This window comes from Tardiphaga sp. GW821-FHT12E02 (genome assembly GCF_058807155.1).
This window is the reverse complement of the sequence record NZ_JBXAQK010000001.1, coordinates 4119208-4143321: the sequence shown is the minus strand read 5'-3', so window position 1 is coordinate 4143321 and position 24114 is coordinate 4119208. Positions and strand designations below refer to the sequence as shown.

Genomic DNA, 24114 nt, shown 5'->3' with positions numbered 1-24114 from the left:
ACCTTTCGTCGATCAATCGGAGATCTACCATGCCGACACGCATTCACGTCGTATTCTACAGTATGTATGGACACATGCATAAAATGGCCGAGGCCGTCGCCGCCGGCGCAGGGGCCATCGAAGGCACCGAAGTCACCCTCCTGCAGGTGCCGGAGCTTGTTCCTGATGACGTCCTGCTGCTCAGCGGCGCGCGCGAGACGCGTGCAGCTTTCGCAACAGTGCCAGTCGCCGAGCCCGGCAAGCTTGCGGAAGCTGATGCGATCATCTTCGGCACGCCGACCCGGTTCGGAAATATGTGCGCGCAGATGCGCAATTTCCTCGATCAGACCGGGCCGCTATGGGCGAGCGGCTCCCTGGTCGGGAAGGTCGGTAGCGTATTCACCAGCACGGCGTCTCAGCACGGAGGACATGAAACCACGATCACGAGCTTTCATACCACTTTGCTTCACCACGGCATGGTGATCGTCGGCGTTCCTTACACCGAGCAGCGATTGGTCGAGATGGACGAGATTTCGGGCGGTAGCCCTTACGGAGCCTCGACGTTGACCGGCGGCAATGGTGCTCGCCAGCCCAGCAAGAACGAACTCGCCATCGCCCGCTTTCAGGGCATGCATGTTGCGGACATCGCCAACAGGCTCAACGGCAGTCATTGGCGCAAGGCCTGATGCATTGAAGCTATCGGACCTGTGCCGGGTTGGTTAAACCTGCCCGGCATAGAGTTGTCATTCGGCCCCAGTGAACCGGGATATTCCCACTAAGGTACCCTGGCAATTTTGCTGCAGCGCACTGGCGCTGGCATCTCATTTCGCCGCGACTGCCTGCAGCGACATAACGTGGCGGATCTTGGCCCAGCCGCATCACGAAGTTGCGTTTTTGGATGGCAGTCACGCGCCGATCACATTTGTGGTGCGCGCAGTTTCCAATTCAACATAGACTATTTCTAAGGGAGTCGAACGACCCCACATAAATTGCGCAAGCACGCCCGCCGGAAATGATGCGGGCGGCAGAACTGAGGGTGGAATGGGAATCAATCAAGGCCCGATCAGTCTCGATCAGAAATACACCCAGGGTTCAGGTCATATTTTCCTCACCGGCATCCAGGCGCTGGTGCGGCTGCCGATGGCGCAGGTGCGGCGGGACCGGGCGGCCGGGCTCAACACCTCGGCTTTCGTCACCGGCTATCGCGGCTCGCCGCTCGGCGGCTACGACCAGCAGCTCATGGCTGCGCGAAAACATCTCGATCAATATGGCATCAAGTTTCAACCCGGCGTGAACGAGGATCTGGCCGCCACCGCGATCTGGGGCACCCAGCAGCTCAATCTGTCGCCCGGCGCCAATTACGACGGCATCACCGGCATCTGGTATGGCAAGGGGCCGGGCGTCGATCGCTGCGGCGACGTGTTTCGTCACGGCAATGCGGCAGGCTCCGCCGCGCATGGCGGTGTGCTGTGCCTGGCCGGTGACGATCACGGCGCGAAATCATCCACTGTGCCGCATCAGTCCGATCACGCCTTCATCTCGGCGCTGATGCCTTATCTCTACCCGTCGTCGATCCATGAGATCATCGACATGGGCCTGCTCGGCATCGCCATGTCGCGCTATTCCGGCTGCTGGGTCGGCATGAAGGTGATCACCGAGACGGTGGAAACCACGGCAGAGATCAATCTCAATGACGAGATGACACCCTTCAAGATTCCCACCGATTTCGAGATGCCGCCCGGCGGTCTCAACCTGCGCTGGCCCGACGATCGCTATGCGCAGGATCGCCGCCTGCAGGATTATAAGGGCTTTGCCGCGATCGCCTTCGCGCGCGCCAACAATATCAACCGCGTCACCATCGATAGTCCCAATGCACGCTTCGGCATCATGGCGTCCGGGAAGAGCTATGAGGATGTGCGGCAGGCGTTGCGCGAACTGGGGATCACCGAACAGGTCGCTGCGCGCATTGGTCTGCGCCTCTACAAGATCGGCATGCCGTGGCCGCTGGAGCCGGAAGGCGTGCGCAAGTTCGCGGTGGGTCTTGAAGAGATCTTCATTGTCGAGGAACGTCGCGAGATCGTCGAGAACCAGGTCAAGCAGGAGCTGTTCAACTGGCGCGACGATGTGCGGCCGCGCATCGTCGGCAAGATGGATTCGCATGATCAGCGTTTCCTGCCTTTTGCGGAAGAACTGAGCGTCGCCAAGCTTGCGACATCGATGGTCGATCGCCTGCTGGCGATGGAGATCGATCCGGAGATCGCAGCACTGCTGCGCGCCAAGGCCGACTGGTTTTACGGTCGCGAGGCATCGCAGGTCCAGAACGTCGTGCCGATCACGCGCACGCCGTATTTCTGCTCAGGCTGCCCTCATAATACGTCCACCAAGGTGCCGGAAGGCTCGCGCGCGCTCGCGGGCATCGGCTGCCACTTCATGACGCTGTGGATGGACCGCAATACCGAGACCTTCACCCATATGGGCGGCGAGGGCGTGCCATGGACCGGCATCGCGCCCTTCACCAAGGAAAAGCACATCTTCGCCAATCTCGGCGACGGCACTTACTTTCATTCCGGCTCGCTGGCGATTCGGCAGTCGATCGCGTCCAAGGCGAATATCACCTACAAGATCCTCTATAACGACGCCGTCGCCATGACCGGCGGCCAGAAGCATGACGGCGAACTGTCGCCGCAGCAGATCACCTTCCAGCTCCACTCCGAAGGCATCCGCGCGATCTATCTCGTGTCGGAGAGTCCGGATGCTTATCCGGCCAGCTCCATCGCACCGGGCACCAAGCTTGCGCATCGCGACGAGCTCGATCGCGTGATGAAGGAATGCCGCGAGATCGAAGGCTGTTCGGCCATCGTCTTCGTGCAGACCTGTGCGGCCGAAAAACGCCGCCGTCGCAAGAAGGGCATCCTGGAAGATCCGCAGCGTCGCGTGATCATCAATCCCGCGGTCTGCGAAGGCTGCGGCGATTGTTCGGTGCAGTCGAACTGTATCTCGGTGGAGCCGCTGGAAACCGAACTCGGCCGCAAGCGGACCATCAACCAGTCGAGCTGCAACAAGGACTATTCCTGCCTCAAGGGCTTTTGCCCGTCCTTCGTCAACGTCGATGGTGGCAAGCTGAAGCGGAAGGCGCCGGTGGAGCTCGGCAATATCGGCGAACTGCCGGAGCCGGCGTCGCGGCCGACGCTGGATCGTCCGTACAATGTCGCTGTCGGCGGTGTCGGCGGCACCGGTGTCCTCACCATCGGCGCGCTGCTCGGCATGGCCGCGCATATCGAGGGCAAGGCCTCGATGATCCTCGACATGTCCGGCCTGGCGCAGAAGGGCGGCGCGGTGCTGAGCCATGTGCGGCTCGCCAATGACACCGCCGAGGTGACCTGTTCGCGCATCGTCACCGGCGGCGCCGATCTCCTGATCGCCGCCGACGAGGTGGTGGCGATCGCCAAGGAGACGATCTCGCTGTGCGAGAGCGAGCGCACCACGGGTATCGTGAACACGCATCTGATTCCGATCGCCGACTTCGTCCGCAACCGCGATTTCAACTTCCAGCGCGGCCGCGTCAATGACGTGCTGTCGATGGCGTTGCGCAAGACATCGACCTTCCTCGATTTCACCAAGGCGGCCGAAGGTCTGCTCGGCGACAGCATCGCGACCAACATGATGATGATGGGCTATGCCTATCAGCAGGGCCTGCTGCCGCTGCAGGTCAAGTCCATCCATCAGGCGATCGAGCTCAATGGCGTCTCGATCAAGATGAACATGCTGGCGTTCCAGCTCGGCCGTCTTGCCGCTCACGATCCGGCACGTCTGGCGTCCATGCTCAAGGGCAGCGACGGCGTCGCCGCGCCGAAGACACAGGATGAGATGTCGCTGGACGAGATCATCGCCCATCGCAGCGCAATGCTCACCGACTACCAGAATGTGAAACTGGCAGAGGCGTATCGCACGACGGTGGGACAGGTGCGCGACGCCGCGCTGCGCGGCGGCTATGACGATGCGCTGCCGCGGGCGGTGGCGATCAACTATGCAAAACTGCTCGCCTACAAGGACGAGTATGAAGTGGCGCGGCTCTATACTGATGGCCGTTTCGAAAAGCAGCTGCGCGACCAGTTCGAGGGTGATTTCAAGATCCACTTCAATCTGGCACCGCCGATGCTGCCCGGCACGGATGCGTCCGGCCGTCCGAAGAAGCGCGCTTTTGGTGCGTGGATGATGCCGCTGTTCAAGCTGCTGGCTGGTGCACGCGGTCTGCGCGGCACGCCGCTGGATGTGTTCGGCTACAGCGCCGACCGCAAGATCGAGCGCGATCTGATCGCGGGCTACGAGAAGGATATCGCGACGGTGCTGGAGCTGTTGTCGCCGGCGAATGTCGAGATCGCGGTGGAGCTGCTGTCGCTGCCCGACACGATCCGCGGCTATGGTCCGGTGAAGGAAGCGGCGGTGGAGGCGGCGAAGGCACGTTATGCGGGGCTGGCGAAGGACCTGGTGAACCCGCCGCCGGTGCCACGGCAGATCGCGGCGGAGTAGGTGTGCCGTAGGGCGGATGAGCCGAAGGCGTCATCCGCCGGCCGAGTGCATCGCTGAAACTCCGCGGCGGATGACGCTTCGCTCATCCGCCCTACGTTCTACACCCCGATATTATCGATCAGCCTTGTCTTGCCGAGCTTCGCCGCCACAATGAGCCGCACCGGCCCGTCCTTCATCGACGCAATCTTCGCCAGCGTCTCGCTATGCCGTGCCTCGAAATAATCGAGCACGAACCCCGCCGCGGTGATCATCGCGGCACCACCCGCCAGTGCAGTCTCGACATCGTCGCCGGCCTTCAACCGCTTCGCCGTGTCCTTCATCGCCTTGTACAGCACCGGCGCCGTCGCGCGGTCTTCGGGCGAGAGATACACATTGCGTGAGGACATCGCGAGGCCGTCGCGTTCGCGCACGGTGGTGGCGCCGATCACCTTGACGCCGAGATCGAGATCCCGTGCCATTCGCGTCACCACTTTCAACTGCTGAAAATCCTTCTCGCCGAAGAACGCCATGTCAGGGCGCACCTGTGTGAACAGTTTTCCGACCACGGTGGCGACGCCGCCGAAGAAATGCGGGCGGAAGCGATCTTCGAGATCAGCGGTGGCAGGGCCTTCGGTGACAATCTTGGTCGCGAAGCCTTCGGGATACATGACCTTGGCGTCGGGATTCCAGACGAGGTCGGCGCCGGCCTCGGTCAGTTTGGCGAGATCGCTCTTCCAGGTGCGCGGATAGGCGCCAAAATCCTCGGTGGGGGCGAACTGGGTCGGATTCACGAAGATCGACACCACCACCTTGTCGCAGCGGCGCTGGGCGAGCCGGACCAGTGAGATGTGGCCGTCATGCAGCGCGCCCATGGTCGGCACCAGGCCGATGGTGGCCTTGCGTGCGCGGAGGCCATCCGTGGCGCGGCGAAGCGTGGGGAGGGTGCGGGCAATGAGGGGGGCGCGACGGGGCATGTTGGCTCGTTATCGTTGGCGTCGTGGCAAGGCGGGCGCGTCTGCTTAGCAAAGCCCGTATGGGTGCGCCAAGCCTCGCTGTGGTGTTCCGATGCCGCGGGCATTCGCCGGATTCATCATTAAGACCATCGGCTGCGACCTCCGGTACCTTCGGGTCCGCATTTTCCTTGACGCTCGAACAGCTCTGCTTTGATGGTGAGGCAAGGATTCAATCGATGTTGATGCAGAGCGCACAGCAATCCGGCACGGCGCATGTCATCGTGCTGGGTAATGAGAAAGGCGGGTCGGGCAAGTCCACGACCGCGCTTCACATCGCCGTGGCCTTGCTCAAGGCCGGCCAGCGTGTCGCCACCATCGATCTCGATTGCCGCCAGCGCAGCTTTACGCGCTACATCGATAATCGTCGCACATGGGCCGCGCAGGCAGGTTTGGCGCTCGAAGTGCCCGAGCACTATTGCCTGCAGCTCGGCGGCAGCATGCAGATTGCCGAGAACGAGTCATTCGAGCTCGAACAGTTTGCGCAAGCGATGGCGGCCGTCGAGCGTACGCACGACTTCATCGTGATCGATACGCCGGGCAGCGACACCTTCCTGATGCGTCTGGCGCATTCGATGGCGGATACGCTGGTCACGCCGATCAATGACAGCTTTCTCGATTTCGATGTGCTCGGCACCGTCGATCCCGCGAACTACACGGTGACCGGCGAAAGTCATTATGCGCAAATGGCGCGTGATTCCAGGCGCAAGCGCCGTCAGCACGATGGCTCCTCCACCGACTGGATCGTGGTGCGCAACCGGCTCTCGATGCTTGGCTCGCGCAACAAGATGCTGGTCGCCGGCGTGCTGGACGAGCTTGCTTTCCGACTAGGCTTCCGCCCGGTGGACGGGCTGGCCGAGCGAGTGATGTATCGCGAATTCTTCCCGCGTGGTCTGACGGCCCTCGACGACCTCAACGAGGCCACGCTCGGCCGCCGCCCGAGCATGGGCCACGTCACTGCCCGCGAAGAAGTGGTGGAGCTGCTCCGCAAACTCAAATTACCGCTCGACGAGCGTGGTCGCCGCCGGGCCGCGAACCGGGCGGAATGGGCATCGCAGGCCGTCGGGCCACTCGACCTGCACGATATCGTCGATCCCTGATGCAATCAGTCGATTTCTTAAGCGATTGAAATATTTAAAATTTTAACTGTCGGCCTAAGCCGTTACAGCGATTTCACGGGTACTATGGCCCTGAACCGTGGAACGTGAGCTGCATTTCACAGTTGATTCATCGTCGAGATGCGACCGAGTTTGGAACGTCGTTCCCTTGCGAAAACGGGCCAAATTCGCTGAATTCAATCGTGGCTTTTCTTCGCAACTGCACAAGAAAGGGATGCGGCGCACAATGTTACGGCGCGAGATTCACAACATTTAGTCTTTCTGTCACGGCGCTGTGACATATATGCTGTTCAAGCAGCGGTCATTGTCATCCACCGATCACAATCATCGCAGCCTTGAACCGGCGAGCGTCCTCTGAGGGATCATGCCGAGGGACCGAACATGAAACGCGGACTACTGATTCTGCTTTCGGTTTGCGTACTGACCGCTGTCGCGTATTTCACCGCGAGCAAGTGGGCGATCCGCCATGAGACGCTGACATTCTTCGACAAGTCGCGTGGCCGTGAGATCCAGGTTGATATCGCCGTCCGCCGCGACAAGGAAATGCAGGCCAATGCCGGCATGATCACGTTGCCGGTGGCGATCCTCAATCACGGCAACACCGTCAAGTTCACCGAATACTCGTTCCTCGCAAACGTGTTTGCTGCGCGCGGCTATATGGCCGTGAGCATCCAGCATGATCTGGCGACGGACGCGCCGCTCGTCACCAAAGTTGGTGAAGTCTATGTCGGCCGCCTGCCGGTCTATGAGCGCGGCGTCGAAAATATCAAATTCGCGGTCAAGGAGCTCAAGAAGATTCAGCCGAGCTCCGATTACGATCATCTGACGCTGGTCGGTCATTCCAATGGCGGCGACATCTCGATGTTCTTCGCCAAGGAATATCCGGACGAAGTGAAGAAGGTCGTGACGCTGGATAATCTGCGCGTGCCGTTCATGACCGACGGAAAGTTCAAGATCCTGTCGTTCCGTTCGCATGATGCGGTGTTCAAGCCCGATCCCGGCGTGGTGCCCGATGACGACGTCTGCGAGAAGGCCGGCATCACCGTCGTCAACACCGGTGCCCAGCACACGGATATGAGCGACCGCGGACCGGAGGCGCTGAAAGAGAAGATCCAGGGTCTGCTGTCCAAGTTCCTGGACGACGATAGCAAGCTGTCGCCGGTCAGCGGCAAGCCGCAGATCCTGCAGAAGCCGGCCGCTGCGCCTGCCCAGCAGAGCATGGTGACCGAGCCGGACAAGCTCGCGCGGTATACGCCCAGCGTGAATTGATCTGACGCGGTCATCGCCGCGTGTTAGGTTGAGGCATGTCAGACCTGTTCGATCAGACAATTGCCAAGGTGAAGGAACTGTCCGCTGAGGAGCAGGAACAGGCCGCGTATGCCTTGATCGACTATCTGGATAGCAAGGACAAGTTCGAGCTATCGGATGAGCAGTTGGCAGAAATTGATCGCCGTATTGCCGATCCTGATCGGATCTTGATCTCCTACGAAGAGGCCTGGCGCCGTTTGGGACTCCAAGACTAGTCGGGCCCGTCATGAAGATTGTCTTCGACGACAAGGCAATCTCCGACCTTCAGGCTATTCGCGAATGGATCGCGCAAGACAGTCCCGATAGGGCCACAAAAGTACTTGAACGTATTCGTCGTGCAATCAGCGTCCTCGATCGCTTTCCGGAGCGCGGGCGTCGAGGGCGGCATCCGGAAACCCACGAGCTTATCGTGCCCAAACTTCCGTATCTCGTTGTGTATCAAATTCGCAAGGACGTCGGCCAAATCATCATTGCCTCGGTTTTGCACATGGCTCGGGATCGTTCCATGATGGGCCGTTGATGGCTTGCATATCCTGAAGAGAGAGCTTCGCTGGCGCGCGGCGCTTCCAACCCCGCCCGCAACCGACTAATGATCGCGCATGGCCACACTGATCGCCGGCGCTGTCGCCGTTTTCGTTCTCTACATGCTGCTGCAGCTGCTTCGCACCGCGAATCCGGCGATGCTGGCGCGCGCCACCAAGATTGGTGGCGGGGTTCTGTGCCTGGCCGCCGCCGCTTTCACCGGGTTGAGGGGCGAGTTCTGGGTCGCCATCCCGATCGGGTTATTTGGCGCTGGCCTGCTTGGCTGGGCGCCGTTCGGCGGCGGGCTGGCCGAACGAGAGCTTGACCGCCGGTTTCCCGGCTGGCGTCAGCACGCGCAGGGCAACGCGGCAGGGCGGAACGACCGGAGCGCGGCGTCGGGCAAAATGTCGGACGAGGAGGCCTATCAGATCCTTGGCGTGAAGCCGGGGGCGGGGCGTGACGATATCAGCCGGGCTCATCGATCCCTGATGAAGAAACTGCATCCCGACCAGGGGGGCTCGACGTACCTCGCGGCTCGCGTCAACGAGGCCAAGGATACTCTGTTTCGCACGCATCGCAGCTAACTCCAGAACGCTTTACGCTACTGACTGCGAGTGGATTCCGTTGCTCTGTGGGACGCCCCGTCGCCTGCCGTTGTTCGGCGGTCGATCATTCCCCGTCTGACTTTTGTAGTCGGGATTTCTTGACGAGACGTTGCCCGTACGAGGAATTGTTTACCCTGAAACGCAAAACGGCCGGGACATCGTCCCGGCCGTTTGTCGTTGTCGCGCCGTGTGTGGCGGCGATCAGTTCTTGATCGTGATGCAGGGGATGTCCGAGCGCTTCAGCGCCTTGCAGGCCGTCTCCGCCTGGTCGCGGTCGAGGCCGGCGAAGCGGGCGCGATAGAGTTTTCGCGATCCTGCGCCCACCGTCTCGGTGAAGGGATCGGCCTTGCCGAGTGCGCCGCGTGCGCTGTCGCGGGCGGCATCGAGGCGCGACTTCGCCTCGCTTTCGCTGCCCAGCGCGCCGACCTGGATGATCCAGCCGGAATGGGCTGCGGTGGGCTTGATGGAGCCCGCCTGCTGGACCGCCTGAGGGGCAGGCGCAGGAGCCGGAGCCGCTGCCGGAGCGGCATAGGCCATGGCGGTGCCGCCATGCTGGGCGCCAGAGGCGGGGAGGACGCCGAGAATCCCATTGCCGGTGCCATGCCCGGCGGGCTGGCGCGGCATCTCGGAGCGGGCATAGAGCGAATTGGTGGTCTCGGGAGAGCGGGCGGTCGGCTCGGCGGAGGCCGACGTCGAGTTGGTTGCCACCGGCGCATCCGTGCCCGCCGAGGCGACGCGATACTGGCCCGACTTGACCTGGACGGTGCGAACGCGAACCGGCTTCATCGGCTCGGCCGAGCCCGGAATGGTCGAGATCGGCTCCGACTGGATTACGCCGCTATTGAGCGGGCCGGTGTCCGGCTTGCGTGCCTGTGGCACGGCTGCAGGCGGCACGGCGGCAGTTGCTGCCGCAAGGAACGAGCGGTTGGGAATGGCGGCGGCTGCGGCCGGGCGGGCAGGGGCGGGCTCAGGCGCGGCAACCGGTTCGGCTGACGGCGGCGCTGCGGAAGCGACCTGGATCGCGCCATTGACCTGCTTGGTCTCGGTCGGGCGCGACTTGGCCTCGACCTCGGCGACCTCGGTCGCGGATTCCGCCGGGCTGCGCTCGGTGATGGCGGCCACGGTGCGGCGGTTGGCGCCCTTTTCCAGATTGTCAGCGAGCAGGGTGCGCATGGCCGCATCGCGCGAGCCACCGCTGCGGCCGCCGAGCACGACACCGACCAGGAAGCGGTTGCCGCGCTTCATGGAGGACACGAGGTTGAAGCCGGAGGCGCGGGTGTAGCCGGTCTTGATGCCGTCCACGCCTTCGACCGAGCCGACCAGGCGATTGTGGTTGCGGATGTTGCGGCCACGGAAGTTGAAGGAGGCGGTGGCAAAATAGCGATAATAGCGCGGGAAGCGATCCTGGATGGCGCGGCCGAGCGTCGATTGATCGCGCGCGGTAGTGACCTGCGCATCATCAGGAAGGCCCGAAGCATTGCGATACACGGTGCGGCTCATGCCGAGCGCGCGCGCCTTCTTGGTCATCAGCTTGGCAAAATCGTCTTCGTCGCCGGCGATGGCTTCGGCAATCACGACGGCGGCGTCATTGGCCGAGCGGGTGACGAGGCCCTTGATGGCGTCCTCGACGCGGAGCGTCTGGCCGGGGCGCAGGCCAAGCTTGGTGGGGGATTGTGACGAGGCGTGCTGCGAGACGTCCATCTCGGAGTCGAGCGTGATCTTGCCCTGTTCGAGCTTCTCGAACAGCATATACAGCGTCATGATCTTGGTGAGCGATGCCGGGTGGCGCAGCGAGTCCGGGTTGGTCGCCTGCAGCACGGCGCCCGAATTGCCATCGACGATGATGGTCGCGAAAGCCGGGTTGTAGCTGGAGACCCGGGAGATTTTTGCCTTGCCCGATTTGTGCCGGCGGCGGGCATCCGCGGTGTCCACCGTGAAGGCGACAGCAATGCTGATGGTTGCAAGCCCCAATACGCACGCACGAAGGGTGCGCGACGAAGCAAACGTTGTGCGAAGCATGGACTTCCCCGTCAGATCGGTCTCATTCCCCCACCGGTAAGGCTAAATTATGCCCGGCAACCGGAGGTTCGTCTCAGTTTTTCTGGTCGGCCTGAGCGCGCTCTCGACGGAAGGCAATAAAGATCTCGCCATTCTGGCTAAGAGCATGTGCTCACGCAGTTTTTAGGCCTTGCGGCCAATACGCACCAATGCAGGGAATCAGGGTAGGCGGCCCGGGTTGCCAAACAGTTAAGCAAATCTTGCGCTGCATCCCCGGATTCATGGCAAATGCCGGTATTTGTGCATTGCACGCAATTCTTGACCGAATTGTGCATTGCGGGATAGATGCAGGTTGCGCCACCCGGGCGGGAACCAGTTTCCGCCCGCCCCTGCAGTCCGGGAAAGGATTCACATGATCAAGCTCGAAGATTTCCAGCAATACGGCCAGGAGCACTTCGCCAGCGCCGTTGCGTCGGCGGCAGAGATGGGCAGCAACGCGCAGGCCATCGCGACCGCAGTTGGCGATTATGCCAAGAAGTCGATCGAGGATGGCAATGCCATGGTGACCGAACTGGCCACCGTCAAGTCGATGGAAAAGGCGCTCGAGATCCAGAGCGACTACGCCAAGATCGCCTATGAGAATTTTGTTGCCGAAGGTCAGAAGATCGGCGGCCTGTATGCGGATCTGGCCAAGCAGGCCTGCAAGCCGTTCGAAGGTTTCATGGCCAAGATGACGTCGGCTGCCTGAGAGCAGGGATCATCAGAAAACAAAACGCCCGGCCATCTGGCCGGGCGTTTTTCGTTTGGGGTGTGCTGCGCGTCCTAGCGCGAGACGCGAAGCGCATTGAGCGAGTTGCCGATCGCCTGGAAGGCGGTGGCGATGCCGGCGGCCGTCGTGGTGGCGAAGAATTGACCGGAGTCGGCGCAGTATTTGAGAACGGCAAAATCAGGGCCGCCGTCGGTGTTGACCTGAATGGTGTAGATGGTCGTCTTGCGCTTGCCATCGACCATTTCGGCTTTGATATTGTCGCAAAGGATCTTCTGCCGCGCATCGACTTCCGGCGAATTGCTGCTGCCGTTGCCGTACCAGCGGTTCTTGGTGTTGTCGCCATCGGACAACAGGATGATTGCATCCGTATATTTGTAGTTCGAGTCCTTGGTCGGAGCCGGGAACGGATCGCCGCCAACCTGCAGCGTGCGCCACGCCCATGCCATGCCGATCGACTGGTTGGTCGCGCCGTTTGGTGACAGATCGTCGATCTTGTCCTTCAGCTTTTGCGTGTTGGTGGCGCCATAGGCCGTGGTCATGCCCAGAATGGGGTCGGGGCAAGCGTTATACTGATTGGCCGGATAGCGCGTTGACGAAGACGTCGGTGCGTCATTTGTGGTGTCGTAGGGTTGATCACGATCTGTGACGCAGCCGTTCCAGCCGCTGTGATCCGCAGTCTGCCAGACCCATTTGTTGTTCTTGTAGGTCCAGTAGCCGTTGGAATCATCCCAGTCGTCCCATTTGAGCCACGAGGCGTCTTTGTTGCTCGAGCCCACATTGACCATCTGTGCGAAGGGCACGATCGAAATATAGACATCTTCGGTCATGCGCGACGCCGAGCTCAACGTATCGACCAGGCTCTTCGCCGCCTTTTTCATTTCAGTCATCTTGTTGCTCGACGCCATCGAGCCCGTCACGTCGAGCGCCATGGCGATGCGCATGCGCGTCGAGCCCCATGTGGTGGTCGAACCACCATTGATGGTCATCTGGGGGAAGCCGACCATCTTCATGAAGTCGGTGGGCACGGTGCCGGAACCGTTCAGGGTCACGGTCGAGCCGCTCTTGGTGTTGGTGGTGTAAGTCGCGGTGACGGTGATCGGGCTGGACGCGCTATTGGTGTAGAGCGCGTTGAAATAGGTGGTGGCCTTGGCCGAGATTTCTGCGGTCGACATCGACGGATTGGAGCCGAGATCCTTCGACACCATCAGCGCGGCTGAGTCCAACGCCACCTTCATCGATGACCGGGCCGCCGTCGTGCGCGAATAGTCGATGGCGGCGCCGACGAAGCCGAGCAGGGGCACCAGCGACACGGCGAAGATCATTGCCACATTGCCGCGCTCGTTGCGGGCGAACCGCCGAGCCGCGTTGCGCGCCTTGTCTGAAATCGATGGGATGAACATGGTGACCGCCAAAATGGTTTGATGCCGGTCATTTCGCGGTACGTGGCTAAACGGGTGGTAAAGGTCTCCTCGGAAAATCGGTAAAAGGCTCTGTATTGGTAGCCGGGGATGCGGGTGTTCGGTATCATCCTGAACAGCCGCTAAACCGGGGATATGGTTCAGCCGTGCAATTGCGCAGAATCCGTTAACCTTTGGGCGACCGGGCTGTGGGGCGTTCCACGGGCGGATATTCCGGGTGCGCTTGCGAGGGGACGGAGCCGGACCCATATTGGCCATGCCGTTTCAGCTTCGGCAGGCGCCTGGGAGGCCGTTTTCGGCTAAATCCTTGCGGCGACAGTGTGGCCGCCTGGCGGCCGTCTTTCGAAGCGGGCGGGGAAGCAATTCCGGGGGACGCAGCCTGCGCAGGGCTGGCCAATCCCCGGCGGGGACTTTTATACAGGCGCCATGCTGCAGACAGTTTCGACATCCGAGCCCGAGAACCATCCGTGGCCGTCCATCTGGACGCTGCGACCTGATGTGCAGGCCGTTATCCGCGCCAAAACCAGTGCGATGGCAGATGACGATAATCAGTCCGGCGGGCCGGGCGGTCCGAACACGTCGGTCATCACCAAGACCAAGCCGAAAACCAAGCGGCCGAATCTGTATCGCGTGCTGATCCTGAACGACGATTACACGCCGATGGAATTCGTCGTCCACGTGCTGGAGAAGTTCTTCCAGAAGGATGTGGAAGCGGCGACGCAGATCATGTTGCACGTCCATCATCACGGCATCGGCGAGTGCGGCGTATTTACTTATGAGATCGCCGAAACCAAAGTGACGCAGGTGATGGATTTCGCGCGCAAGCACCAGCATCCCCTGCAATGCGTGATGGAAAAGAAATAACGCCACGCTGGCCCCGAAAAGGGGAATGGGACTTGCATCGATTCCAGATTGGCCTCGATGCGCCAAACTGCTCGGACATGAGTCGCCTGACGTCATAAATTGCGCTTTGCCGGCACGAATGACGGCACTGAACGATCGGTGCTGGAACCGGCCTTTCGCCACGATCTTGCATCACTATATGCAGAAAGGTTCTTGTTGCCTGCGAGGGCAACGATGGCCATGATGGTGGGGGCCAAAGAGGACGCGGAATGCCAACTTTTTCTCAAAGCCTAGAACAATCGCTGCACAGGGCGCTCTCGATCGCGAATGAGCGCCATCACCAATATGCGACGCTGGAACATCTCCTGCTGTCGCTGGTGGATGACTCGGACGCAGCAGCGGTGATGCGGGCCTGCAGTGTCGATCTCGACAAGCTGCGCGGCAGTCTCGTCAATTATCTCGAAACCGAATTCGAAAACTTGGTGACGGATGGCAGCGATGACGCCAAGCCGACCGCCGGCTTCCAGCGCGTGATCCAGCGCGCGGTGATTCATGTGCAGTCGTCCGGTCGCGAGGAAGTGACCGGCGCCAATGTGCTGATCGCGATCTTCGCCGAGCGCGAGAGTCACGCCGCGTATTTCCTGCAGGAGCAGGACATGACGCGCTACGACGCGGTCAATTACATCAGCCATGGCATTGCCAAGCGTCCGGGTGTCTCGGAAGCGCGGCCGGTGCGCGGTGTCGATGAAGAGACCGAGACCAAGGGCGGCGACGACACCAAGAAGAAGGGTGAGGCGCTCGAGACCTATTGCGTCAATCTCAACAAGAAGGCCAAGGACGGCAAGATCGATCCGGTGATCGGACGCACGTCCGAGATCAACCGCGCGATCCAGGTGCTGTGCCGCCGGCAGAAGAACAATCCGCTGTTCGTCGGCGAAGCCGGTGTCGGCAAGACGGCGATCGCCGAAGGCCTGGCCAAGCGCATTGTCGATAGCGATGTGCCGGAAGTGCTGGAGGCCGCCACCGTGTTCTCGCTGGACATGGGCACGCTGCTTGCCGGCACGCGCTATCGCGGCGATTTCGAAGAGCGCCTCAAGCAGGTGCTGAAGGAACTGGAAGCGCATCCCAATGCGATCCTGTTCATCGACGAAATCCACACGGTGATCGGCGCTGGCGCCACTTCCGGCGGTGCCATGGATGCATCGAATCTGCTGAAGCCGGCGCTGGCTTCGGGCGGCATCCGCTGCATGGGCTCGACCACTTACAAGGAATATCGCCAGCATTTCGAGAAGGACCGCGCGCTGGTGCGGCGCTTCCAGAAGATCGACGTCAATGAGCCGACGGTCGATGACGCAATCCTGATCCTCAAGGGCCTCAAGCCTTACTTCGAGGATTACCACAAGCTGAAATACACCAACGAGGCCATCGAGGCTGCTGTGCAGCTGTCGTCGCGCTACATCCATGACCGCAAGCTGCCGGACAAGGCGATCGACGTGATCGACGAATCCGGTGCGGCGCAGATGCTGGTGACCGAGAGCAAGCGCAAGAAGACCATCGGCATCAAGGAAATCGAGACCACGATCGCGACCATGGCGCGCATCCCGCCCAAGACCGTGTCGAAGGACGATGCCGAGACGCTCAAGCATCTCGAAGGGACGCTGAAGCGTGTGGTGTTCGGCCAGGACAAGGCCATCGAGGCGCTGACGGCATCGATCAAGCTGGCGCGTGCCGGCCTGCGCGAACCGGAGAAGCCGATCGGCTCCTATCTGTTCTCGGGCCCGACCGGCGTCGGCAAGACCGAAGTGGCGAAACAGCTGGCATCGTCGCTGGGTGTCGAGCTGATCCGCTTCGACATGTCCGAATATATGGAGCGGCACACCGTGTCGCGCCTGATCGGCGCGCCTCCCGGATATGTCGGCTTCGATCAGGGCGGCCTGCTCACCGATGGCGTGGATCAGCATCCGCATTGCGTGGTGCTGCTCGACGAAATCGAGAAGGCGCATCCGGATCTCTACAACGTGCTCCTGCAGGTCATGGATCACGGCCGGCTGACCGATCACAACGGCAAGCAGGTCAATTTCCGCAACGTCATCCTGATCATGACGACCAATGCCGGTGCGGCCGACATGGCGCGTGCAGCCTTCGGCTTCACCCGCAGCAAGCGGGAAGGCGATGATCATGAGGCGATCAACCGCCAGTTCGCACCGGAATTCCGCAACCGTCTCGACGCCATCGTGTCGTTCGGCCATCTGAATTCCGACGTCATCGGCATGGTGGTGGAGAAGTTCGTGCTGCAGCTGGAAGCCCAGCTGGCGGACCGCGACGTCACCATCGAACTGTCCGAGCCCGCCAAGGCCTGGCTGATCCAGCACGGCTATGACGAGCAGATGGGCGCGCGCCCGATGGGCCGCGTGATCCAGGAGCACATCAAGAAGCCGCTCGCGGAAGAGCTGCTGTTCGGCGAACTCAAGAACGGCGGCCATGTCCGCGTCGTCCTCAAGAAGGGCGAGGAGGTTCTTGGCGTCGAGCAGGAGAGCATCGGCTTCGAATTCGTCGATGGTCCGGTGACACCAAAGCCGGAAAAGCTCCCGGCCAAGCGCGGCTCGGCGAAGAAGTCGAAGCCCGGCAAGGGCTCAGGCTCGTCGAAGGGGCTGGTGAAGGCGTAACGCTTTTGCGCGAGTGAAATGAAAAAGGCCGGTGAGGGATCACCGGCCTTTTTGTTTGGCTCCGTCCCTCATGGTGAGGAGGCGCGAAGCGCCGTCTCGAACCATGAGCAGGCTGGGCTCTTGAGTTTGAGGTCATCCTTCGAGACGCGCGCTGTGCGCGCTCCTCAGGATGAGGGGAGCGTGTCACTTCCCCAACAGCTTCTGGATTTCCATCTGCAGTTCGCGCTTCTTTGCTTCGCTCTTGCGCACGCGGGCGTCGAGATCGGAGGCGTCATCGCTGCGCGCGTCGTTGAACGACACGCCGACCACATTGCCCTTGGTCCAGACGATATCCGCCGTGACGGGGCGGCCGTCGCGTTCGATGGTCAGCGACATCTGCTCCTTGATCGGACGGTGGCCGAGCGGAAACTGGATGCGCGCGCCGTCTTCCGACATATCGCGCACGATGCATTCCTTGGCCTTCTGGTCCTTTGACGCAGTGGCGCCCAAGGTCACCTTGTCGCGCGGCTGTTTGCGACGGTCGTCCATGTCCTGAAATCCCCGTTTGGTTCGGGCGGACTCTACGCGGTTCCATCGGCCGGGGAAGGCTCCCGGCGTGGCCTCGCGAAGTTAACGTAAATCAAGTTTAAGATCGGCCGCCGAAAACCGGCCATAATTCACGCGGCGGTATCCTTCAGCCCTTTAGCTATCTCCTTTTGCTTGTCGAATTCGGCACGGCGGCGGGCCAGCTCTTCGGCGCTGAGCAGGGCCACATTGTTGTAATCGTTCTTCCAGGCCGGATCCTGCGCCCAGCGCAGTGGGGACTGCATGGTCGTCTGTGGTCCGACGGCGGATTCCAGCAAGCGCAGCGCCAGTTCGAGCGTCAGCGCCTGCGAGGCTTTGTCATGCGGCTTGCCGGCGGAATTGCCGAGCGGGAAATCGCTGAACAGGAAGCGCGGCACGCCCACATGTTCGACGATATCCTTGGCGCAGCCCATCACCACGGTGGGGATGCCGTTGGCTTCCAGATGCCGCGCGACGATGCTGACGGTCTGGTGGCAGACCGGGCAGTTCGGCACCAGCACGGCGGCGTCGATGCCGTCGGCCTGCGCACGGGCGAGGATCTCCGGCGCATCGGTTTCCGACGTGACGCGGTGGCTGCGATTGGTCGGCGCGCCGAAGAAGCGCGGTGCGACTTCGCCGATGCGTTTTTGCGCCGCGGCCTGTTTGAGTGCTGCGAGGGGAAACCAGGTGCCGCTGTCGTCGGCTTTGGTGTGCACGCGGTCATAGGCGATGTGGGAGATGCGCAGGTCATGCGTCTGCGACGTATCGCCGTCATAGACCTCGTAGAACTTTGCACCGCCATTATAGATCGCGCCGGGGCCCTGATCGCCTTTGGCGGGATCGTGGGGGGCGGCAGTGGTGATGATCGCGACGCGGGCCTGCGCCAGTGGCTTCTTCAGCGACTGGAACGGGGCGTCGATATTGTGCGACCAGCGATACGGCGCGTCATAGCCGAGGGCGCGGTAATAGGCGCGGGTGCGCGCCATATACTGGATCGACACATCGTCCTGTGCCGCGCGGTCCGGGGTCTCGTTCGGAATCTCGCTCATGGTTTTCGCTCCCGCATCCGCCGTATTTGCTTCATAGCTAGCTGGTTGCAAATGACTGTTCAAGGCGCGGAACTCGCGCAGGGCCCTGCATGACGCGATGGATCACGGGAGCGATGGCGAGCCTTGCGTTGCTGCTGACAGGCACTGCGCAGGCCGAGGAGCTGCCGCTCAGCGAGCTCGCAAAACCCGGCGCCGACCGCATGTTGCCGATGCGTCCGGAGATATCGGACGCGTCGCGCGACTCCAGCGCCCGCGAGGCGATGTGCCTGATGATCGAGTCGGCGGCGCGCGCGAATGATCTGCCGCTGGAATTCTTCGCCCGTGTGATCTGGCAGGAAAGCCGTTTCCAGGCCAATGCGGTGGGGCCGGTGACGCGCAGCGGCGCACGCGCGCAAGGCATCGCGCAGTTCATGCCGGGGACGGCCGCCGAGCGGCGGCTGCTCGATCCTTTCGATCCCGTGCAGGCGCTGCCGAAATCCGCGGAATTTTTGCGCGAGCTGCGCGATCAGTTCGGCAATCTTGGTCTTGCGGCTGCGGCCTACAATGCCGGGCCGCGCCGCGTGCAGGAATGGCTCGATGGCAAAGGCTATATGCCCGGCGAGACGCGCAACTATGTCTCGGCCATTACCGGGGCTACGGTGGAGGACTGGCAGGCGACCGGCCGCAATGGCAAGGCGCCATCGCGGCCGCAGACATCGAGCTGCCGGGAATTGATGGCGCTGCTGCGGCGTGCGCCCAATCCCTTTGTCGAGCAGCTCGAAGTTCGTGTGAAACTTGGCGAGGCAAAGCCATGGGGTGTCCAGCTGTCCGCCGGCTTCAGCCGCGATCGCGCCTTGATGCAATATGCGCGGGCGATGACGCGCCTACGCACGGTGGTTGGGGATCACGATCCGAACCTCGTACGGTCGATCTTCCGCAGCCGCGGCACGCGGCCGTTCTATCAGGTGCGGATCGGCGCCGACACGCGCGAGGAAGCGAATGGCCTCTGCAGCCAGATCCACAAAGCGGGGCAGGCCTGTCTGGTGTTGCGTAACCGGGGCGCTTAGGTCGCGTTCTGCAAGCTCAGACGTTCGTGCAGCGCAGCCGCATGTTCCTTGCGCTCGCTATAGCGGTCGGTGAGATAGGCGCTGTGACCGCGCGTCAGCAGCGTGAACTTTATCAATTCCTCGGCGACATCCACGATGCGGTCGTAATAGGGCGACGGCTTCATGCGACCGTTGTCGTCGAATTGCTCATAGGCGCGTGCCACCGACGACTGGTTGGGGATCGTGATCATGCGCATCCAGCGTCCGAGCACGCGAAGCTGGTTGACGGCATTGAACGACTGCGATCCGCCGCTCACTTGCATCACCGCAAGCGTCTTGCCCTGGGTCGGGCGGACCGCGCCGATGGCAAGCGGAATCCAGTCGATCTGTGCTTTCATGATGGCGGTCATGGCGCCGTGCCGCTCCGGGCTGCACCAGACCTGACCTTCGGACCATGCAGAGAGTTCGCGTAACTCGCCGACCTTTGCATGATCGGCGGGCGCGTCGTCGGGTAAGGGCAGGCCGGACGGATTGAAGATGCGCGTCTCCGCGCCGAAGGCTTCGAGCAGACGCGCCGCTTCCTCGATTGCGAAACGGCTGAACGACCGTGCGCGCAGCGAGCCGTATAACAGAAGGATGCGCGGCTTGTGGGACACCGGCGCTGCCGACATGCGGTCGAATCCGGGCACTTCGAATGCGGTCTCCAGAATGTTGGGACAATCAGCCGGCATCGATGACCTCGCCATCTTCCTTGACGAAACGGCCGATCCGCGGATTGGGCAGGATGTCGAGCACCTGTTCCGATGGCCGACACAGACGCGTGCCTTTGTCTGTCACCACGATGGGGCGATTGATCAGAACCGGATGTGCCGCGATGGCATCGAGCAGCGCGTCGTCGCTCAGGCTGTCGTCATCGAGGCCGAGCTGCTTGTAGGCAGCCTCCTTTTCGCGGAGCAGGCTGCGCAGGGGAAGCTCCATCGCGGCGGCCAGTTCGACAAGCCGCGCACGCGTCGGTGGTGTCTTCAAATATTCGATGATGGTGGGCTCGACGCCGCTTTGCCGGATCATGGCCAGCGTGTTGCGTGAGGTGCCGCAGGAGGGATTGTGGTAGATCGTGATGCTCATGAGGATGCCTTGCTGCAAATGGCTCTGTCCGCTGGACGCAGCAGCCATGTCATGATGGCCAGCGCGAGCAGGGCGCCGGACAGTTGCGCGATGATGAAGCCGGGAAGATCGATCGGGCGGATGCCGGAGAAGGTGTTGCTGAAGGCGCGCGCGATTGCCACCGCCGGATTGGCGAAGGATGTGGAGGCCGTGAACCAGTAGGCCGCGGTGATATATAGTCCGACCAGCCATGGCAGGCTGGCGCGCTGAAAACGAAGGCCGGCCAGGATGGTGGCGACAAGTCCGAAGGTCGCGATGGTTTCCGCGAACCATTGCGCGCTGCCGGTGCGCATTTTCAACGACATCTCCATGGGGATCGCGAACATCAGATGCGCGATCAAGGTTCCGGCCAGCGCGCCTGCGATCTGGGCCAGGATGTAGAAAATTGCATCGGATGCTGTGATCTCACGCCGGAGGGCGAAGACCAGCGTCACGGCCGGGTTGAAATGCGCGCTGGAAATCGGCGAGAGAATGCTGATGAGCACGACGAGGATCGCGCCGGTTGGCAGCGTGTTGCAGAGCAGAGCGAGCGCCATGTCTCTGGTCAGCGTTTCGGCCATGATGCCGGAGCCCACCACGGTGGCAACCAGCAGCGCCGATCCCAATGCCTCAGCAAACAGTCGTCGCGAAAGATCGAAGCGCGGCATCGCTGTCGCTATGTCGTCGTTGGCTGGCATCACTCTGCTGTCGCTGCGCGCTTGACGCGTGGCGCCTTCTTGGCGGGCGCGCAGCACGGCAGCAGGCTCTCGACCAGCGGCGCGCATAGTTCGGCGCTGCCGCCGCAGCAATCCTGGATCAGGAACAGGGTCAGCTTGCGGAAGCCGTCAATGTCTGCACGATAGATGATCGAGCGGCTCTGGCGCTCGCTGCTGACGAGGCCTGCGCGGGACAGAGTTGCGAGATGCGCCGACATCGTGTTTTGCGGCACCTCCAGGAGGCGCGCAAGTTCGCCCGCCGCAAGACCCGGGGGCTCGTGCTTCACGAGCAAGCGGAACGTCTCGAGGCGGGTGACTTGCGCCAGTGCGGAGAGTGCTGCAATCGCGTCTTGTGATTTCATATATCCAGAATTATGGATACATTGGTGCATGTCAAGCGCGCGAGTCGTGGATGGGTGAAGGTCGGGAATGAGCGAGAAGCAGCTGCGGGTCATTCTCGCATTGGGCACGACGCAGACGCTGGCATGGGCTTCCAGCTACTATCTGCCGGCGATCCTCGCCAATCCGATCGCGCAGGATCTCGGCATTTCGCCGACGCTGTTCTTTGCGGCGTTTTCCGGTGCGCTGGTGATCTCGGGGCTGCTCGGCCCGCGGGTCGGGCGGCAGATCGATCGGGTCGGCGGGCGGCAGGTGCTGTCGATCTCGAATGTGACCTTCGCCATCGGGCTGGCGCTGCTCGGCAGTGCGCATTCCAGCGCGATGCTCATCGTGGCGTGGCTGTTTCTCGGCTTTGGCATGGGGCTCGGGCTCTATGACGCCGCCTTTGGCGCGCTCGGGCGCATCTTTGGCGACAAGGCCCGGCGGGCGATCACCGGCATCACCCTGATGGCCGGCTTTGCCAGCACGATCGGCTGGCCGCTCTCGGCCTGGGGGCTCGAACATATCGGCTGGCGCAACACCTGCTATGTCTGGGCCATCGCGCATCTCGTGATCGGTCTGCCGCTCAATCTCTTCTGCCTGCCGCGCGTTGAGCGGCGCGTGGTGGCGGCGGAGGCCGGGGCCAAACCGCATATTCCGATCGACCGGGCGATGGTGCTGCTGGCGATTGCCTTCGCGGCGGCATGGGCGGTGACGGGGGCCATGGCTGCGCATCTGCCGCGGATCCTCGAAAGCATGGGTGCGACCACGGTGCAGGCGGTGGCCGCAGGCGCGTTTATCGGGCCCGCACAGGTGCTGGCGCGGATCGTCGAGGCCAGCCTGCTCAGCCGGTCACATCCGCTGCTGTCGTGCCGCCTGGCCTGTGCGGCGCATCCCGTGGGCGCACTGATCATTGCCGCCATCGGCGGTCCGGCAGCAATCGTGTTTGCGATCTTCCACGGCGCCGGCAATGGCATCCTCACCATTGCGCGCGGCACGGTTCCGCTGGCGATTTTCGGGCCGCATAATTACAGCTATCGCCTTGGCCTGCTCGGCGCGCCGGCGCGGGTGGCGCAGGCGATGGCACCGCTGGCGTTCAGCCTGCTGATCGATGATCTCGGCGGCTATGTGCTTGTGGTGTCGTCCGGCCTCAGCCTGCTGGCGCTGTTGGCGCTCTGCTTGCTGAAGGTGACGCGGTTTCAACCGCATCAGCCAGGCCACGCGTGATCTGCGAGGGCCGAGGGGGATCTGCGTGATCCATGCATGCCGCGCTCTTGACCGATACGGCATTCGGCAGCCAATGGGCAGCGGGATCAATCGGACAGAAACGGACCATCGTGGCGCTGCTACCTGCACTGGACTCACCGCGATGGCAGGGGACCGCACCGGCATTTCTCTACGGCCTGCGCTCGGTGGCCACGACGATTCTCTCGGCGGTGCTGTTCGCTACCTATGTCGGCATCGGCGCGCTCGCGCATGATACGCATTTCAGCCTGTTCTGGGCGCTGCTGAGCACGTTTCTGATCTGGGCCGGTCCGGCGCAGATCATCCTGCTGGCGGCGCTCGGGTCCGGTGCCACGGCGGTTCAGGCGGCGATCGCCGTTGGTGTCAGCGGCATCCGTCTGTTTCCCATGGTGGTGTCGGTGCTGCCGATGCTGCGGGCGCCGGAGACGAAGAAGCGACAGCTGATCCTGCCATCGCATTTCATCGCGGTGACGCTGTGGGTCGAATGTTTTCGCCTGCTGCCACTGGTGCCGCGCGAGCGCCGCATCGCGTTCGTCAACGGGCTCGGCTGCGGTCTCGTGCTGACATGTCTCACGGCGACATGGATCGGCTATCATCTTGCCGCCAATCTGCCGCCGCTGTTCGGTGCTGCGATCCTGCTGCTGACGCCACTGGCGTTCCTGCTCTCGACGGCACGCAACTGCAAGAAGCTTCCCGATGTCATCGCGCTGGTGCTTGGCCTTGCGCTGTTTCCCATCGTGTCGTGGTTCAACACCGGCGTCGATATCCTGATCTCCGGCATCTCCGCCGGCACCATCGCCTATGGCGTTCATCGCTGGAGGCGAAAGTGAGCGCGTTGCAGACCTTCATCGGCGATTGGCATGCGCTTGTCATTCTCGTGCTCGCAGGCTTTCTGCCGAACGAGGTCTGGCGCATGCTCGGCCTGTGGCTTGGCGGCGGCATCGACGAAGAGGCAGACATTCTCGTCTGGGTGAGGGCGGTGGCGACCGCGATCCTTGCCGGCGTGATTGCGCAGATCCTGGTTCATCCGCCCGGCGCATTGGCGACGGTGCCGGCGCTGTTGCGTTACGGCTCTGTGCTGTTCGGGCTGCTGGTGTTTCTCGGCTTCAAGCGCTCGATCTTCGCCGGCGTGTTGTGCGGCGAGCTGATGATGGTCGGCGGGAAGTATTGGATGGGATGAAGTGCAGGGCGGATGAGCCGAAGGCGTCATCCGCCGGCCGAGTTTGTGTGGCGAAGAAAGGCGGATGACGCTGCACTCATCCGCCCTACG

23 protein-coding genes are annotated in these 24114 nt (G+C 62.3%); 14 read left to right on the top strand and 9 right to left on the bottom strand.

Translation table 11 applies throughout. The features are described 5' to 3' along the window. The first annotated feature begins 29 nt into the window (after positions 1-29). On the top strand, positions 30-665 hold the full coding sequence (gene wrbA, locus AC1RQ5_RS19620; RefSeq protein WP_398479143.1) for an NAD(P)H:quinone oxidoreductase: 636 nt from the start codon (positions 30-32) through the stop codon (positions 663-665). A gap of 355 nt (positions 666-1020) precedes the next feature. After that, positions 1021-4509 (top strand): indolepyruvate ferredoxin oxidoreductase family protein, encoded by a 3489-nt coding sequence (locus tag AC1RQ5_RS19615; protein WP_493201140.1) that lies wholly within the window; start codon positions 1021-1023, stop codon positions 4507-4509. A 98-nt stretch (positions 4510-4607) separates the two neighbouring features. Here AC1RQ5_RS19615 and panC read toward each other — a convergent pair whose 3' ends face one another. Then, complete coding sequence (gene panC / locus AC1RQ5_RS19610; protein ID WP_493201138.1) at positions 4608-5462, bottom strand: pantoate--beta-alanine ligase; 855 nt, start codon at positions 5460-5462, stop codon at positions 4608-4610. 215 nt (positions 5463-5677) lie between these two features. Between panC and AC1RQ5_RS19605 the strand changes: the two genes are divergently transcribed. From AC1RQ5_RS19605 to AC1RQ5_RS19585, 5 genes are all read left to right on the top strand, one after another. Continuing rightward, positions 5678-6598, top strand: a complete 921-nt coding sequence (locus AC1RQ5_RS19605) for a division plane positioning ATPase MipZ (protein ID WP_493201136.1) — start codon at positions 5678-5680, stop codon at positions 6596-6598. A gap of 399 nt (positions 6599-6997) precedes the next feature. After that, complete coding sequence (locus tag AC1RQ5_RS19600) at positions 6998-7885, top strand: alpha/beta fold hydrolase (protein WP_398479135.1); 888 nt, start codon at positions 6998-7000, stop codon at positions 7883-7885. 35 nt (positions 7886-7920) lie between these two features. Beyond that, a complete protein-coding gene (locus AC1RQ5_RS19595) occupies positions 7921-8139 on the top strand; it encodes an addiction module protein (protein ID WP_493201134.1) in 219 nt (72 codons plus the stop codon). A gap of 11 nt (positions 8140-8150) precedes the next feature. Next, a complete protein-coding gene (locus AC1RQ5_RS19590; RefSeq protein ID WP_493201132.1) occupies positions 8151-8444 on the top strand; it encodes a type II toxin-antitoxin system RelE/ParE family toxin in 294 nt (97 codons plus the stop codon). Positions 8445-8523: 79 nt separating this feature from the next. Then, positions 8524-9030 carry a DnaJ domain-containing protein gene (locus AC1RQ5_RS19585; RefSeq protein ID WP_398479129.1) on the top strand — a complete coding sequence of 169 codons (507 nt, stop codon included), beginning with the start codon at positions 8524-8526 and terminating at the stop codon, positions 9028-9030. Between the two features lie 222 nt (positions 9031-9252). On the opposite strand, the gene AC1RQ5_RS19580 is transcribed toward AC1RQ5_RS19585, so the two are convergent. Further along, entirely contained in the window at positions 9253-11070 is a 1818-nt protein-coding gene (locus AC1RQ5_RS19580; protein WP_398479127.1) for a serine hydrolase, read from the bottom strand. Between the two features lie 391 nt (positions 11071-11461). Between AC1RQ5_RS19580 and AC1RQ5_RS19575 the strand changes: the two genes are divergently transcribed. After that, entirely contained in the window at positions 11462-11797 is a 336-nt protein-coding gene (locus AC1RQ5_RS19575; protein ID WP_398479124.1) for a phasin family protein, read from the top strand. Positions 11798-11871: 74 nt separating this feature from the next. Here AC1RQ5_RS19575 and AC1RQ5_RS19570 read toward each other — a convergent pair whose 3' ends face one another. Then, entirely contained in the window at positions 11872-13218 is a 1347-nt protein-coding gene (locus tag AC1RQ5_RS19570) for a TadE/TadG family type IV pilus assembly protein (RefSeq protein ID WP_398479122.1), read from the bottom strand. Positions 13219-13767: 549 nt separating this feature from the next. Here AC1RQ5_RS19570 and clpS point away from each other — a divergent pair. Next, on the top strand, positions 13768-14100 hold the full coding sequence (gene clpS / locus AC1RQ5_RS19565; RefSeq protein WP_398479171.1) for an ATP-dependent Clp protease adapter ClpS: 333 nt from the start codon (positions 13768-13770) through the stop codon (positions 14098-14100). Between the two features lie 248 nt (positions 14101-14348). Continuing rightward, complete coding sequence (gene clpA / locus AC1RQ5_RS19560) at positions 14349-16745, top strand: ATP-dependent Clp protease ATP-binding subunit ClpA (RefSeq protein ID WP_493201129.1); 2397 nt, start codon at positions 14349-14351, stop codon at positions 16743-16745. Positions 16746-16928: 183 nt separating this feature from the next. On the opposite strand, the gene AC1RQ5_RS19555 is transcribed toward clpA, so the two are convergent. Beyond that, positions 16929-17273: a PilZ domain-containing protein gene (locus AC1RQ5_RS19555; RefSeq protein WP_493201127.1), complete on the bottom strand. Its 345-nt coding sequence runs from the start codon at positions 17271-17273 to the stop codon at positions 16929-16931. Positions 17274-17401: 128 nt separating this feature from the next. Then, positions 17402-18337 (bottom strand): glycine/sarcosine/betaine reductase selenoprotein B family protein, encoded by a 936-nt coding sequence (locus AC1RQ5_RS19550; protein ID WP_493201125.1) that lies wholly within the window; start codon positions 18335-18337, stop codon positions 17402-17404. Positions 18338-18537: 200 nt separating this feature from the next. On the opposite strand from AC1RQ5_RS19550, the gene AC1RQ5_RS19545 reads away from it, so the two are divergent. After that, positions 18538-19383: a transglycosylase SLT domain-containing protein gene (locus tag AC1RQ5_RS19545; RefSeq protein ID WP_493203487.1), complete on the top strand. Its 846-nt coding sequence runs from the start codon at positions 18538-18540 to the stop codon at positions 19381-19383. On the opposite strand, the gene arsH is transcribed toward AC1RQ5_RS19545, so the two are convergent. The 4 genes from arsH to AC1RQ5_RS19525 are packed head-to-tail and all read right to left on the bottom strand — an operon-like array spanning position 19380 to position 21583. Beyond that, positions 19380-20093 carry an arsenical resistance protein ArsH gene (gene arsH / locus AC1RQ5_RS19540; RefSeq protein WP_493201123.1) on the bottom strand — a complete coding sequence of 238 codons (714 nt, stop codon included), beginning with the start codon at positions 20091-20093 and terminating at the stop codon, positions 19380-19382. The two genes, AC1RQ5_RS19545 and arsH, sit on opposite strands and share 4 nt — an antisense overlap. Next, positions 20083-20487, bottom strand: coding sequence for an arsenate reductase (glutaredoxin) (gene arsC, locus AC1RQ5_RS19535; RefSeq protein ID WP_493201122.1), 405 nt, complete (start codon positions 20485-20487; stop codon positions 20083-20085). The genes arsH and arsC overlap by 11 nt, the downstream gene beginning before the upstream one ends. Then, positions 20484-21173 carry an aquaporin gene (locus AC1RQ5_RS19530; RefSeq protein ID WP_493203485.1) on the bottom strand — a complete coding sequence of 230 codons (690 nt, stop codon included), beginning with the start codon at positions 21171-21173 and terminating at the stop codon, positions 20484-20486. Before AC1RQ5_RS19530 ends, arsC begins: the two co-directional genes overlap by 4 nt. 29 nt (positions 21174-21202) lie before the next feature. Beyond that, entirely contained in the window at positions 21203-21583 is a 381-nt protein-coding gene (locus AC1RQ5_RS19525) for an ArsR/SmtB family transcription factor (protein ID WP_493201120.1), read from the bottom strand. A gap of 67 nt (positions 21584-21650) precedes the next feature. Here AC1RQ5_RS19525 and AC1RQ5_RS19520 point away from each other — a divergent pair, with 67 nt between their 5' ends. Genes AC1RQ5_RS19520 through AC1RQ5_RS19510 form a run of 3 tightly spaced genes read left to right on the top strand, consistent with a single transcriptional unit; the run spans position 21651 to position 24024 of the window. Beyond that, a complete protein-coding gene (locus AC1RQ5_RS19520) occupies positions 21651-22826 on the top strand; it encodes an MFS transporter (protein ID WP_493201118.1) in 1176 nt (391 codons plus the stop codon). 32 nt (positions 22827-22858) lie between these two features. Next, on the top strand, positions 22859-23674 hold the full coding sequence (locus tag AC1RQ5_RS19515) for an AzlC family ABC transporter permease (protein ID WP_493201116.1): 816 nt from the start codon (positions 22859-22861) through the stop codon (positions 23672-23674). Between the two features lie 5 nt (positions 23675-23679). After that, the gene (locus AC1RQ5_RS19510; RefSeq protein WP_493203483.1) at positions 23680-24024 is read left to right on the top strand and encodes an AzlD domain-containing protein; all 345 of its coding nucleotides are present in this window, start codon (positions 23680-23682) and stop codon (positions 24022-24024) included. Positions 24025-24114 lie beyond the last annotated feature (90 nt).